This is a genomic window from Streptacidiphilus sp. P02-A3a (assembly GCF_014084105.1).
Classification (GTDB): domain Bacteria; phylum Actinomycetota; class Actinomycetes; order Streptomycetales; family Streptomycetaceae; genus Streptacidiphilus.
The window spans coordinates 8,844,219-8,857,145 of the sequence record NZ_CP048289.1 but is presented as its reverse complement, the minus strand read 5'-3'; the positions used below and the strand labels follow the sequence as shown (position 1 = coordinate 8,857,145).

The following is a 12,927-nucleotide window of genomic DNA, read 5'->3' as shown; positions in this document are numbered from 1 at the left end:
CGCCCCGGCGGGCGCCGGTCAGAACTCCAGGACCAGCGTGAACGGGCCGTCGTTGACCAGGGACACCTTCATGTCCGCGCCGAAGCGGCCGGTCTCCACGGTCGCCCCGAGCGCCCGCAGCTGCGCCACCACCTCGTCCACCAGCGGCTCGGCGACGGCGCCGGGCGCGGCGGCGTTCCAGGTGGGACGGCGTCCCTTCCTGGCGTCGCCGTAGAGGGTGAACTGGCTGATCACCAGCAGCGGCGCGTCCAGGTCGGAACAGGACTTCTCGCCCTCCAGCACCCGGACCGACCACAGCTTGCGGGCCAGCAGCGCGGCCTGCTCCGGGGTGTCCTCGTGGGTGACGCCCACCAGGACACAGAGCCCGGGGCCGAGGATCGAGCCCACCACCTCGCCGCCGACGGTCACCTTCGCCTCGGTCACTACCTGAGCCACTGCGCGCATGGGTGCCATTGTGCCCGGGGCGCTCGGGAGCGAGTACAGGGGGCGTGGGGTCCTGCCCCCGCGCCCCTGCGTGGCTTCCGGTCTCGGCTCTGGACTGGGCATATGCACCGGTCGTATGAGCCACCCGCATTCGCCAGGGGGCCGATTGGGTGCAGCTTTCCTGCGCGCGGGTGCCGACCGGTGGCACGATGCAGCCGGGACGGCGTCGAAGCGGTCATGGACCAGGGGACGGCACGCGTGGTGGGCGACGGGTACAGGCAACGGGACGACGCGACGGCGCTCGGGCACCTGGGCATGGACGAACTGCGCTCCCGGCGCCGCCAGGCCCAGGAGGACGAGGCCGACCTCTCCTACCTGCGCCGCCTGCTCCAGGGGCGGGTGGACATCCTCTGCGCCGAGCTGGCGCGGCGCACGGGTCGGCAGGCGCTGCCGGACACCCTGGTCGACCGGCTGCCGGAGATCCTGGCGGACCTCCCGTCGCGGGTCCGCAGCTCCGCCCGGCACGTCACCCTGGGCACCCCGCGCAGCGCCGAGTTCCGCTCGCTCGCGGACGAGCTGATGGACGACATCGCCTTCGCCGACCCGCAGGCGCAGACCGCCGCCGCGCTCCAGGCCGCCTGCATCCGGCTGACCACGCACGAGCGGGCGATCTCGCTGCGCCGCCAGGGGCTACAGCGGACAGCGGACGAGTGCAGCGCTGAGATCACCCGCAGGTACCGTGAGGGGGAAGCGCGCGTAGACGACCTGCTCCTCGGAGGCTGAAGCCATGACCACCCCCAGCACGCACCAGGCCGCCGGCCTGGCCGCCGCCCCGACCGCCGTGCTGGCGGAGGTGGTCCGCTCCGGGTTCACCGAGGGGCGGCACCGGGGCTCGCTGGTGGTCCTGGCCGCCGACGGCTCGGTCGAGCTCTCGCTCGGCTCCCCGGAGCAGCCGGTCTTCCCCCGGTCCAGCAACAAGCCGATGCAGGCCGCCGGGATCCTGCGGACCGGCCTGGAGCTGGACGGCGAGCTGCTGGCGCTGGCCGCCGCCAGCCACTCAGCGGAAAGCTTTCAGCTGGACGGCGTCCGGCGGATCCTGGCCGGGGCCGGGCTGGGCGTCGGCGCCCTGCAGACCCCCGCCTCCTGGCCGCTGGACGAGGCCGAGCAGGAGGCCTGGATACGCTCCGGCGGCCACCCGGAGCCGATCCTGATGGACTGCTCGGGCAAGCACGCCGCGATGCTCGCGGCCTGCGTCGCCAACGACTGGGACACCGCGAGCTACCTCGACCCGGCCCACCCGCTCCAGCGGCAGGTGCTGGAGAGCGTTCAGCGGCTCACCGGCGAGACCGTGGGGACGGTCGGCACCGACGGCTGCGGCGCCCCGCTGCTGGCGGTCAGCCTGATCGGCCTGGCCCGCGCCTTCCGGGCGCTGCTGCTGGCCGACCCGGGCACCCCCGAACGCCGGGTCGCCGACGCCATGCGCGCCCACCCGGAGTACGTCGGCGGCACCCGCCGGATCGACACCTGGCTGATGCGCGGCGTCCCCGGCGCGCTGTCCAAGATGGGCGCGGAGGCGGTCCAGGTGGTCGCCCTGCCGGACGGCCGGGCCCTGGCCTTCAAGATCGAGGACGGCGCCGACCGGGCCGTCGGACCGGTGCTCGCCGCCCTGCTGCGCCGCCTCGGCGTCACCGCGACCGGCGACGCCCTGGGCCGGATCGGCTGCGCCCCGCTGTTCGGCGGCGGCCGACCGGTCGGCGAGATCCGCGCGACGGTGTGAGCGGGGCGACGGGCTGAGCGGGGCGACGGGGTGAGCGGGGCGAGCCGTCGTGGTCAGCCCTCCGGGGGCTCGGCGGCCGGGGCCGAGGGCTCGCTCGCGCCGGTCAGCCGGGTGAACGCGGCCAGGTTGCGGGTGGACTCCCCGCGCTTGGTCCGCCACTCCCACTCCCGCTTGATCGCCGAGGCGAAGCCCAGCTCCAGCAGGGTGTTGAAGGGCTCGTCGGCGTTGGTCAGCACCGCGCCGAGCAGCCGGTCCACCTCCGGCGCGGTCACCGCCGCCAGCGGCAGCCGCCCGACCAGGTACACGTCGCCGAGCCGGTCGATCGCGTACGCCAGCCCGTACGCCCGGGTGTTGCGCTCCAGCAGCCAGCGGTAGAAGCTCTCGTGGTTCTCGTCCGGGCGGCGCACCACGAACGCGTTCACGCTCAGGGTGTGCTCGCCCACCCGCAGCGAGCAGGTGGTGGACAGCTTCCGGGTGCCGGGCAGGGTCACCACCAGGGTGTGCGGGTCGGGCTGCTCCCAGCCCAGGCCCGAATCCTCCAGCGCGGCCTGGAGCACGGCGAGGGCGGCGGCCCGGGGGTCTTCACTGTCCATGGCACGGTCCATGGAGCTGACGCTACCGCTCGGGCCGCCCGTGGTCCGCGTCGGTGCGCCGCGCCGCCTACCGCCGTGCCTGCTCGGCCTCGCGCCGTGCCGGGTCGGACAGTGCCCGGGTGTACACCTCGGCGGTGTCGGCGGCGGCCCCGGCCCAGCCGAAGGCCTTGGCGTGCCGGGCGGCGGCCTCGCCCAGCCGGGGGGCCAGGCCCGGGTCGTCGATCAGGCGGCGCAGCGTGACCGCCCAGTCGCGCGGGTCGTGTCCCTTGACCAGCAGGCCGGTCTCGCCGTCCCGGACCGCCACCGGCAGGCCGCCGACGGCCGCCGCGACCACCGGCGTGCCGCAGGCCTGGGCCTCCAGCGCGACCAGGCCGAAGGACTCGCTGTGGGAGGGCATCACCAGCGCGGTCGCGGCCCGGTACCAGTCCGCGAGCTCGGTCTGCCCGACCGGGGGATGGAAGCGCACCACGTCGGAGACGCCGAGCTGGGCGGCGAGTTTGTGCAGGCTCTCGGGGCGGGCCAGGCCGCTGCCGCTGGGTCCGCCGACGACCGGCACCACCAGCCGGTCGCGCAGCGTGGGATCGCGGCGCAGCATCTCGGCGACGGCGCGCACCAGCACGTCCGGGGCCTTCAGCGGTTGTATGCGTCCGGCGAAGAGCAGCACCGTGGCGTCCAGCGGCAGCCCGAGCCGGGCGCGGATCGCCGCGCGGGCACCGGCTTCGCGGGCGCAGGCCTCGCGAACGCCGACCGGATGGCTGACCGCGTCGCCGACGACGCCGGTGGGGGCGGCGCTGGCGGGCCGGAAGACCTCCAGGTTGACGCCGGGGTGGACCACGGCCAGCTGGTCGGGCCGGGCCTCGTAGTGCAGCGCCAGCTGGTCGGCCTCCTCGGTGGTGTTGGCGATCAGCCGGTCGGCGGCGGACACCACCTGCGTCTCGCCGATGATCCGGGCGGCGGGCTCGGGCGTGTCGTCCACGGCCAGGGCGGCGTTCTTGACCTTCGCCATGGTGTGCATGGTGTGGATCAGCGGCACCCCCCAGCGCTCCGAGGCCAGCCAGCCGACCTGCCCGGACAGCCAGTAGTGGGAGTGCACCAGGTCGTAGTGGCCGGGCCGGTGCCCGGCCTCGGTCCGCAGCACGCCGTGGGTGAAGGCGCAGAGCTGGGCCGGCAGGTCCTCCTTGACCAGGCCCTCGAACGGTCCGGCGGTGATGTGCCGGACCAGTACTCCGGGCGCCAGCTCCACCGTCGGCGCGAGGTCCGAGGAGGTGGTGCGGGTGAAGATCTCCACCTCGATGCCCTGCTCGGCGAGGCGTTTGGAGAGCTCGACGATGTAGACGTTCATGCCGCCCGCGTCACCCGTCCCCGGCTGGTGCAGCGGGGAGGTGTGCACGCTGAGCATGGCGATCCGGGAAGGCTGCTGGGGCACCGCTCGTCCTCACTAACGGGGTTGGGAACGTGTCCTGGGCTGTCCCTGTCCGTGGCCGCTCAGCGACCCTTCAACACTGCGACAACACGGACGATCGCGCATCGATTCCCGGCGCGGCCGAGCCGCCGCGTAGGCTGCGCTGGTGTCCAGTACCAGCGGTCGGGGAGCGTCGGTGACCGGCCGCCGGTCCGGTTCGGCGGGGCGTCCGGTCGGCGCGGTGACCCGGGGTACCACCAATCCGAACCGGTTGCGCCGGATGGACCGCTGGATCGCGGCCGAGCTGGCCCCGGCGCTGCGCCGGGCGCGGTCCGCGCCGGTCGCGGTGGACCTCGGCTACGGCGCGGCGCCGTGGACCGCGGTGGAGCTGTACCAGCGGCTGGCGGCGGAGCGGGCCGACGTCCGGGTGGTCGGCATCGAGATCGAGCCGGAGCGGGTGGCGGTCGCCCAGCGCTACGCCCGGCCGCCGGGGCTGACCTTCCGCCGGGGCGGCTTCGAGGTGCCGCTGGACGGCGCGGCGGCGGCCGGGGGCGCGCTGCTGATCCGGGCCGCGAACGTGCTCAGGCAGTACGAGGAGGCCCAGGTCGCGGACGCCTGGGCGCTGCTGTGCGGGCGGCTGGCGCCGGGCGGGCTGCTGGTCGAGGGCACCTGCGACGAGATCGGCCGCCGCCAGGTCTGGGTGGCGCTGGACCGTTCGGGTCCGCGCACGGTGACCTTCGCGGCCCGGCTGGGCGGGCTCGACCGCCCGTCCGACCTGGCCGAGCGGCTGCCGAAGGCGCTGATCCACCGGAACGTGCCGGGCGAGCCGGTGCACGCCTTCCTGCGCGACCTGGACCGGGCCTGGGCCTCGGCCGCGCCGTACGGGGACTTCGGTGCCCGGCAGCGCTGGATCGCGATGGCGCGGACGGTCGCCACGGACTGGCCGGTGGTCGGCGGTCCGCGCCGGTGGCGGCTGGGCGAGCTCACCGTCCGCTGGGACGCGGTGGCGCCGGGCGGCTGAGCTTCGGGGCAGGCGTCTTCGGGGGATGTGTCTTCGGTGCATGTGTCTTCGGGGCATGTGGGGCGAGGCGGGAAGTACCCGCCATATGGGTGGTTTACCCGGAATCAGCGGATGTGTCAGCCAACTTCACTCGAACGAGTTATCGAATCTTATGGAGAATTGACGTCCCCTCAGTCCACCATGGACCCATGGCCCGCCCCCTCACCCAGGTCACCCAGTTCCGCCCGGATCCGCTCGAACACCCGGTACGCCGCGTCGTCGAACAGCACGAAGCGCGCCTCGACCAACCCGCCGCCCGCCTCGCCTGTCCCGGCTGTCCCGGCCGCCGCCGCAGCCTCGGCCCAGGCGCGGACGGTGGTCAGTGCGATGCGCGCGGCGTCGGCCATGGGCCAGCCGTAGACCCCGGTCGAGACGGCGGGCAGAGCCAGCGTGCGCACGTCCAGACCGGCGGCGACCCGCAGCGACTCCCGGTAGCAGGAGGCCAGCAGATCCGCCCGGTCCGGGTCGCCCGGGGCGTAGACCGGGCCGACGGTGTGGATCACCCAGCGGGCCGGCAGCCGCCCGGCGGTGGTGGCCACCGCGCGGCCGGTCGGCAGGCCCTTGCCGTAGTGCGAGGCACGCAGCGCGCGGCAGGCCGCCAGCACCTCCGGGCCGCCCCGGCGGTGGATCGCGCCGTCCACCCCGCCGCCGCCCAGCAGCGAGGAGTTCGCGGCGTTCACCACGGCGTCCACCCGCTGCTCGGTGATGTCACCCTCGATCAAGGTGATCTCCATCACTTGCTCCTTCCGTTGTGGCCGGGGCCGGTGCCCCGGATACCGCCTTTGCCCTGGGCTTTCTCCGGTCGCGACCGGTCCGCCGCAGCTCACAACCAGTGGGTGGAATCACGCCGCCGGTGTGACGTGCCGTGCGGAGGAGCTGTGGAGATCACGTTAGGGTCACGGGAAAGTCCAAGGATCGCGGTGTTTGATGGGCACTGCATCTGTCGCCCAACCGTTCCACAGCCGGGGAGAGGGAGGTACCGCTGATGCCCGCCATCGAGAGCGCGCACGAGCCGCATCCGAGCGCGCCCACCGGCACGCCCATACCGCGCCCGCGTCTCGCCCCGGTACCGGCCGTTCTCACCGGCGAGCCCGCCCTCGCCGTCCAGGCCGTGCGCCCGGTACCGGCCGCCCCCGCGGAGTCGACCGCGTCCGCGTCCGGGCCGGTCTTCGGCGTCGACTCGGTCTTCGTCGGCGCGCCCGCTGCGCCGCTGTCGGTCCTGGTCATCGACGACGACCCGGAGGACGCCGAGAGCGTCCGCAACCTGCTCGCCGAGGTCGCCTCGGACGTCCGGGTCCGCTGGGCGCGCAACCTCGACCAGGCGTCGGCGATGCTCACCGTCGACACCGCCTGCATCCTGCTCGACCTCGAACTCCCCGACGGCGGCGGCCTGGAGGGCCTGCGCAGGCTGCTGCGCCGGGCCCCGCGCACGGCGGTCCTCGCCGTCACCGGCACCGCCGACGTCTACCTGGGCGCCGCCGCGGTCGCTGCCGGAGCCCAGGACTTCCTGGTGAAGCAGGAGATGGACGGTCGACTGCTCAGCCGCGCGGTCCGCTACGCGGTGGAACGCAAGCGCGCCGACGAGTCCCAGCGCCGCCTGGTCGAGGCCGAGCTGCGCGGCCAGGAGAACGCCCGGTTGCAGCGGCACCTGCTGCCCACCCCGCTGCTCGAAGGCTCCGGGTTCACCTTCCACGCCCGCTACCGGCCCGGCCGCCGCCGCGCGCTGCTCGGCGGCGACTTCTACGACGCCGTCCGCACCTCGGACGGCAGCGTCCACGTGGTGATCGGCGACGTCTGCGGCCACGGCCCGGACGAGGCCGCCCTCGGCGTCGCGCTGCGGATCGCCTGGCGCACCCTGGTCTTCGCGGGCCTGACCGGTGAGGCGCTGCTGGGCACCCTGCAGCGGGTGCTCGAACACGAGCGCCGCAGCGAGGAGATCTTCGCGACCCTGTGCATGCTCGCGATCGACCCCGACGGCGAGTACGCCGAGCTGCACCTCGCCGGGCACCCGGCGCCGCTGCTGCTCCGCGAGTTCCGCCCGCCGGAGCTGCTGCCGTACGACAACGGCGGCCCGGCGCTCGGCCTGCTGCCGCTGGACGGCCCGGCCGAGGTCGAGCAGTGGCCGCCGACCAAGGTCCGGCTCGGCGAGGAGTGGAGCCTGATGCTCTACACCGACGGGCTGATCGAGGGCCGGATAGGCGCGGGCACGCGGCGGCTCGGGCAGGAGGGGCTGATCGGCATGATCGCCGACCACCAGCAGAGCGGGCTCCGTGACGAGCTGCTGATCGACACCGCGATGTCCGAGGTCGAGGACCTCAACGGCGGCGCGCTGGCGGACGACGTCGCGGTGCTGCTGCTCAGCCGCCCGCCCGCGGTCGTCCACGGCTGAACGCGGCCGGTCCCGGGCCCCGGCCGCGTTCGCCGCCGGGGCCCGGCCGGTCACCAGGGTCCGTACGGGCCCATGTGGGTGTTGTCCTTCTTGTTCTTGCGGGACGGCGTGACCGCCCGCACTCGGGGACGCACGTCCACCACGTAGACGATCGCGGCCACCAGGCCGAGCAGCACCAGCATCGAACTCAGGAAGCCGCCGATCGGAATGATCGACACGGCGACGGCCAGGCCCAGGATGATCATCCAGAACGGCTTGGTCTGCTTGTCCACGGCCGGGAAGGCGTCGGTGCGCCGGAACAGCACGTCCACGAAGGCGAAGACCTCGAACACCAGCACGGCGAGCGTGATCCACGACAGGATGTTGCTGAACCCGTTGATCAGGATGCCGCTCAGGGCATATTGCTGGAACATCGTCACTCCTTCGCCCGGAACCCTCGGGACGATCGTCCCACGGACCGGCTCCCTGGCGGGTGAAACGCCTGGGGCACGCCGGGCGTGCCCGGCGTGCCCCAGCGAGTACGTCCGGTCCGACCGACTACGGCTTCGGCGTGTTCTTCCGAGGCGTCGGGCGCTTGGCGGCGGGCTTGGCCGACTCGTCCTCGTCGACCTCGACCTCCACCACGTCGACCTCCACCACGTCCACCTCGACTACGTCCACCTCGGCCGCGAAGGCGTCGGCCTTCGACTCGGCCCTGGCCGCGATCACGTTCAGCTCCTCGGCGCTGTCCTTGCGCTGGCGGTCCACCACGACCTTGCCGCGCTCGGCCAACTCGTCGTACACCTCGCGCGCCTTGACCGCGAGCTCGGCCGCCCGGCCGACCGACTGCAGGGCCAGGCCCTGGGCCCGCTCCTGGAGCGCCTTGAGATCGGTCGGCAGCGTGCTGACCGTCTCGGCGACCTTGGCCTGCGCCTCGGTCAGCCGCGCCCCGGCCTCCTGCAGCCGGGCCGTGGCCTTCTCCTGCGCGCCCTTGCGGTCGGCGGCGATGGAGGCGGCCAGCTCGGGCACCTCACGCAGCTTCTCCACCGCCAGATCCCCGGCCCCGGCGAGGGCGTAGAGCGGGGTCGGGTCGGCCAGGGTCTTGCGCAGGTCATCGCTGATGGGCATGGGAATTCCTCCCCTAGACGGGATCTACCTGGTCTGTACGGTCACTGGTCCCGTGCTCCCTCTCGTTCTCCTTGAGGAAGGAGTCGTAGACGGCGAGCAGCACCTGCTTCTGCCGCTCGTTGATCAACGAGTCCGCGAAGACGGCCGCCCGGAACTCCAGGCCCGCCTCCTCGCGCTCATCGAGGATCCCCGCCTGCACGTACAGCGTCTCCGCGGAGATCCGCAGCGCCTTCGCGATCTGCTGCAGGATCTCCGCGCTCGGCTTGCGCAGCCCGCGCTCGATCTGGCTGAGGTACGGGTTGGACACGCCGGCGGCATCCGCGAGCTGCCGCAGCGAGTACTGCGCATGCCGTCGCTGCTCACGGATGTACTCGCCGAGCGAGCCGACGTTCAGTGAGGCCATGCCCCCACTCTGCCCCGCCGTGCTAACTATTGCAAGCACATCGCTTGCAACTGTGTCGCCCGCCCGGTCCCAGACGTTGAGCCGGGACACGATAGATGGAACCTGGCCACGCATGTTGGAACCAGGGCTCATGAGGTTCGGGCGGGCGCGGGGTGTCACTGGCATCGGGTTGGATGAGCACGTGACTGTCTATGACGTGGCCCGCCGGCTCCCCGCCGTCGATGACCTGCGGGACCTGTGCCGTTCGCTGGCGATGCTCGATGCGATCCTGAGCCCGGACTGGGAAGGCCGGTACTACTCCTTCAACGCCAGCTGGGCCGACGGCGAGGAGATGGCTTCGATGCGCAATGGGTCAGGAGACGAGTACTCCATCGTGTTCTCGGCGCCCGGAGTCTATGTGCGCGGCTTCGGCCACGAATCGCCGATGAGCCCGTATGGCAACGACGGCGAGCCATGGCCGGGGGTGATCGACGAGGTCCCCGACCTCTTCAAGTCCTTCGTTGAGGAGCCGGCGTTCACCGATGAGAACGGGATGCCCGTCGTGACAGCTTGTCTGTGGCGGGGAGCGACGGACGATCGGTGGAACCACGGGACGATCGACTTCCCCAAGGGCGCTGTCGACCCTGACGGGTCCACGAGTCTGTTCGAGCTCCTGGTCGAACAGACTCCGAAAGCATTCCAGCGTTTCGCCGAGGACTACTACGAGGTCTCGGTGGACCTGGCGGCGGTGAGTCAGGTGTATGCCCTGCGGCCGCTGAGCAACGAACTCGTGTCGTCGCTGAACCCCGAGGTCTGCCTGGCGGACCTGGCTCAGGACATCGCCGAGATCGGCTATCCGCAACCAGCCCAGGGGGCACTCTGAAGGCTGGCTTGCGGGAGTGCCGCGTCTTGTCAGTGCTTCGCCAGCCAGGCTTGGGCAGCGGCCTGGACATCTACTGGGTAGCTGGGGTCGTGGGCCATGTACTCGGCCCACTTGCGGATCGGCTGCGCTGTTGACGGCTGCGGGATGGCAGGGAGCTGATCTGGCCGTTGCCCCAGACGGTCGTGCGCATGAGTGCGTCTCCATGGATGGCCATCGCGGTGAACTCGGGAACGCCGAAGCCTCCGAGCGCGGGGACGATGCCCCCTGCGATGCTCCAGTCGTCCTGGAGTTGGACCCTGATCCATGCGAGCTGCGGCCAGTCGTCGCCTTCGTCGGCGTAGTCGACTTGGAGGAGGAACTCGCGCTCGGGGTTGAGAAGTCCGTGTTCGTTGGCGAGGCGGAGCCATACGGCATCGAGCTTGAGGGCGCGTTCGGGGTCGTCGACATCGAGGACCTCGTGAGGTTCGGCATCGATGCGTCCATCCTCACGCCGACATGATGTCGCGATGTTCCCAGCCTCGGCGGGAAGTCTGCCTTCCGCTCGGTCGCGTTCTATGAAGCGAAGACCGGCTGGTGCGATCTCCGCTGCGAGGTCGGCGTCACTGCGCGACACTTCCCACCTTTCCGGAGCTGGAGTCCTGACTCGTCTCGATCATGTCGGGGACCATCCTGCCGTGCTGGCCGCGTCGCTGCTGGGTCTCGGAGAGCGGCGGAGGTAGACGTTTGGACAGGGCGCGCTGTAGCTCACAGCCGGACTCGGGCCCCATCCGATCAGCTTGTCCGGTGGAGCCGTTCCCCGCGAGCGGTTCATGATGACGATCCTCAAGGGGTATGAGATCCATGATTCACGGCGGAGGTAGTTCGCCAGGGCCTGATTTTCGGCGTATGCCTGTCTGACCAGCGGCGTCAGGAGTTCGATGGCCAGGACTTCGTCGTCGGCATCGAGAAGGCTCATGGCGATGCCTAGGACAGCTCCCATGAGCAGTGGGTTCACGGGCGGGTCGGTGTAGGGCCGCGAACTGTACTTCTTCCCCGGGCGAGTGTGGAGGTCTTCGGCGCGGGCACGGCGTTGTTGGGCTTCTTCGTCGAGGACTGTCGTAAGCGCGGGAGTCCCGGCGAGGTGGCGGGCTGCCGGCCAGGTGAGGAACACCAGGCCGAGCAGGGCTCGTAGGTCGGCGAAGTAGTGGGCGACGGGGACCAGCCAGCCGACGCTCGGCGTCATGTCGGGGCCGGTGGGATCGAGCAGGTGCAGGAGCCGCTCTTGGAGGCCGAGCAGGTACTTCAATGTGTGTTCATCGCAGGGGCTGCCCGCGATGAGCTCGGCCGACTCGGAGAGCTCCGTGCCGCAGGCCGGTTGGAGACGGCCAATTGTCAGAGGGGTTCTGGTTGTTCGGCACTGGGTGGGGTGGAGATCGTCATCCCAGAGCCTGGCGATGATGCTGCCCTTCTGGGCGCCGTTGACGGGCTGGAGACAGGACGGACAGTTAACCCGCAGCAGGCGCCGGTGGCGGGGACAGGCAAAGACGGGCGGCAGCATCCAGTTCCGCCGCCAGGCTCCGCCGTGCAGCTCTTGGATCTCGCTTCCGTCTCCCGCCAGGCACTGCGGGCAGTAGCGGGGGGTGCGGGTAAGAAGCCAGGGGTTGCCGTAGGCCATCGTGGCAGCGCTGCCGCGTGGGGTGAGCTCTGTGTTCAGCGGTCCGTAGCGTGTGCCCATTGCTGAGGTGAGCAGATTGCCGACCTCGCTTCGAGAGAGCTGGGTGGTGCGAGCAAAGCTCTCAGCCCGATCTGGCTCCAGGGCGGGAGAGGGTCAAGGCCGCGGGGCAGCGGGCGAAGGATCGCGGACGGCATCAGGCGTCGGCGGCCGGTCGGCCGCCCCGGTCATCGAAGACGGTGTTCCTCCCTCGCTTGCGCTGCTGGCCTTGGGCGCTGTCCGCCTCGCTCTTGAGCGCTGGGACCTCTCCAGCGGCCGCGTCCCGATCCGGCACGTTGCCCAGGTTGATGGTGAGCTCATCGAGTAGGCCGATCGTCAGGTTCTCCTTGCCGCTCTCGACGGCCTTCGTGCAGCCGTCCTCGATGAGCCGCTTCAGTAGCCCGACAATGCCTCCGGTGCGGCGGAACAGGTACTCGGGCATCGTGTTTCGGGTGAGCAGGCGGGGGGTGGAGCGGAACAGCCTCAACTGCTTCTCGATGCCGTTGAGATGGGCGATCCAGGCGGTGATGCCTGCCGGGGTGTCGTAGTGGAACGGGTCCAGGTTGACCATGTCGAAGCGGCGCTCGGTCTGGGTCGCCGCCTCATCGTTGTAGCTCCTGCCCCGTTTGACAGGAGGGAAGACCAATTGACCGCTGCGAGGGTCGTGGCGGCCTTCGCGCAGGAGACCGGAGCCGGGGATGTTGACGCCGATGAGGACGAGGGTGACGTTCAGGCTCATGAGATCGCGGATGAGGTCGAGGGTGTCCTGGTCGTCTTCGCGATGCATCTTGAGCCGTGTGATGTCGTCGATTTCACCGACCGCAGGAGCTCGGACACCGGCTCTGAACTGCGACGATTCATAGGCTACATGTCCGTGACGGTGCCTCGCCCACTTCTGGTGTCGACCGATGGGGTGGTTCTCGACTTCGTCGCCTGAGATGCTCCTGGAGCCCGTGCCGGTCCAGTATCCAGTCCGACCCGGGTCCGCACCATTCCTGGAAGGGCAGCTCTGCGGTCAGCTCGTACTTGGCTTCGTACTCCGCGAGACGGCCGGTCTCCTGCGCGCGCAGCCACTCATCGAGTGATGCCCGCAGCCAGAGGATTCTGGTCGGGCTCCTGGAGCTCGACCTGTCGGGTCACTTGTCCGTCAGCGTCGAGTTCGAAGTGGAACCAAATGCCTTCTTCATCCCAGTAACAGCGGAGCCACTTCGTCACCCGACC

15 protein-coding genes and 1 pseudogene are annotated in these 12,927 nt (G+C 71.2%); 6 read left to right on the top strand and 10 right to left on the bottom strand.

Annotation, left to right across the window (positions count from 1 at the left end; all coding sequences use genetic code 11):
* Positions 1-18 precede the first annotated feature (18 nt).
* Complete coding sequence (gene dtd, locus GXP74_RS37645) at positions 19-444, bottom strand: D-aminoacyl-tRNA deacylase (RefSeq protein WP_182455674.1); 426 nt, start codon at positions 442-444, stop codon at positions 19-21.
* Positions 445-738: 294 nt separating this feature from the next.
* Here dtd and GXP74_RS37640 point away from each other — a divergent pair, with 294 nt between their 5' ends.
* On the top strand, positions 739-1,206 hold the full coding sequence (locus GXP74_RS37640; RefSeq protein ID WP_182456917.1) for an aerial mycelium formation protein: 468 nt from the start codon (positions 739-741) through the stop codon (positions 1,204-1,206).
* A gap of 4 nt (positions 1,207-1,210) precedes the next feature.
* The gene (locus tag GXP74_RS37635; protein WP_182455673.1) at positions 1,211-2,200 is read left to right on the top strand and encodes an asparaginase; all 990 of its coding nucleotides are present in this window, start codon (positions 1,211-1,213) and stop codon (positions 2,198-2,200) included.
* Positions 2,201-2,253: 53 nt separating this feature from the next.
* Here the strand turns inward: GXP74_RS37635 and GXP74_RS37630 are convergent, their stop codons facing one another.
* Both GXP74_RS37630 and GXP74_RS37625 read right to left on the bottom strand, forming a co-directional pair.
* A complete protein-coding gene (locus GXP74_RS37630) occupies positions 2,254-2,793 on the bottom strand; it encodes a YbjN domain-containing protein (RefSeq protein WP_182455672.1) in 540 nt (179 codons plus the stop codon).
* A gap of 67 nt (positions 2,794-2,860) precedes the next feature.
* Positions 2,861-4,192 (bottom strand): glycosyltransferase, encoded by a 1,332-nt coding sequence (locus tag GXP74_RS37625; RefSeq protein ID WP_182456916.1) that lies wholly within the window; start codon positions 4,190-4,192, stop codon positions 2,861-2,863.
* A 283-nt stretch (positions 4,193-4,475) separates the two neighbouring features.
* Here GXP74_RS37625 and GXP74_RS37620 point away from each other — a divergent pair, with 283 nt between their 5' ends.
* A complete protein-coding gene (locus GXP74_RS37620; protein WP_225448747.1) occupies positions 4,476-5,216 on the top strand; it encodes a class I SAM-dependent methyltransferase in 741 nt (246 codons plus the stop codon).
* A gap of 170 nt (positions 5,217-5,386) precedes the next feature.
* On the opposite strand, the gene GXP74_RS37615 is transcribed toward GXP74_RS37620, so the two are convergent.
* Entirely contained in the window at positions 5,387-5,992 is a 606-nt protein-coding gene (locus GXP74_RS37615) for an O-acetyl-ADP-ribose deacetylase (protein WP_182455671.1), read from the bottom strand.
* 248 nt (positions 5,993-6,240) lie between these two features.
* Here GXP74_RS37615 and GXP74_RS37610 point away from each other — a divergent pair, with 248 nt between their 5' ends.
* Positions 6,241-7,644 carry a PP2C family protein-serine/threonine phosphatase gene (locus tag GXP74_RS37610; RefSeq protein ID WP_182455670.1) on the top strand — a complete coding sequence of 468 codons (1,404 nt, stop codon included), beginning with the start codon at positions 6,241-6,243 and terminating at the stop codon, positions 7,642-7,644.
* Positions 7,645-7,694: 50 nt separating this feature from the next.
* Here the strand turns inward: GXP74_RS37610 and GXP74_RS37605 are convergent, their stop codons facing one another.
* From GXP74_RS37605 to GXP74_RS37595, 3 genes are all read right to left on the bottom strand, one after another.
* On the bottom strand, positions 7,695-8,057 hold the full coding sequence (locus GXP74_RS37605) for a DUF2516 family protein (protein WP_225448471.1): 363 nt from the start codon (positions 8,055-8,057) through the stop codon (positions 7,695-7,697).
* Positions 8,058-8,181: 124 nt separating this feature from the next.
* Positions 8,182-8,751, bottom strand: coding sequence for a hypothetical protein (locus GXP74_RS37600; RefSeq protein WP_182455669.1), 570 nt, complete (start codon positions 8,749-8,751; stop codon positions 8,182-8,184).
* Positions 8,752-8,764: 13 nt separating this feature from the next.
* Positions 8,765-9,154, bottom strand: a complete 390-nt coding sequence (locus GXP74_RS37595) for a helix-turn-helix domain-containing protein (protein ID WP_182455668.1) — start codon at positions 9,152-9,154, stop codon at positions 8,765-8,767.
* Positions 9,155-9,335: 181 nt separating this feature from the next.
* Here GXP74_RS37595 and GXP74_RS37590 point away from each other — a divergent pair, with 181 nt between their 5' ends.
* Together GXP74_RS37590 and GXP74_RS37585 are read left to right on the top strand one after the other, a co-directional pair.
* Positions 9,336-10,016, top strand: a complete 681-nt coding sequence (locus GXP74_RS37590; RefSeq protein WP_182455667.1) for a hypothetical protein — start codon at positions 9,336-9,338, stop codon at positions 10,014-10,016.
* 202 nt (positions 10,017-10,218) lie between these two features.
* Complete coding sequence (locus GXP74_RS37585) at positions 10,219-10,515, top strand: hypothetical protein (protein WP_182455666.1); 297 nt, start codon at positions 10,219-10,221, stop codon at positions 10,513-10,515.
* Positions 10,516-10,668: 153 nt separating this feature from the next.
* Here the strand turns inward: GXP74_RS37585 and GXP74_RS41285 are convergent, their stop codons facing one another.
* From GXP74_RS41285 to GXP74_RS37575, 3 genes and pseudogenes are all read right to left on the bottom strand, one after another.
* The gene (locus tag GXP74_RS41285; RefSeq protein WP_225448470.1) at positions 10,669-11,301 is read right to left on the bottom strand and encodes a hypothetical protein; all 633 of its coding nucleotides are present in this window, start codon (positions 11,299-11,301) and stop codon (positions 10,669-10,671) included.
* 219 nt (positions 11,302-11,520) lie between these two features.
* Positions 11,521-11,811 (bottom strand): annotated as a pseudogene (locus tag GXP74_RS42385) (TniQ family protein); the annotation flags it as partial.
* Positions 11,812-11,863: 52 nt separating this feature from the next.
* Entirely contained in the window at positions 11,864-12,493 is a 630-nt protein-coding gene (locus GXP74_RS37575) for a hypothetical protein (RefSeq protein ID WP_182455665.1), read from the bottom strand.
* Positions 12,494-12,927: the final 434 nt, after the last annotated feature.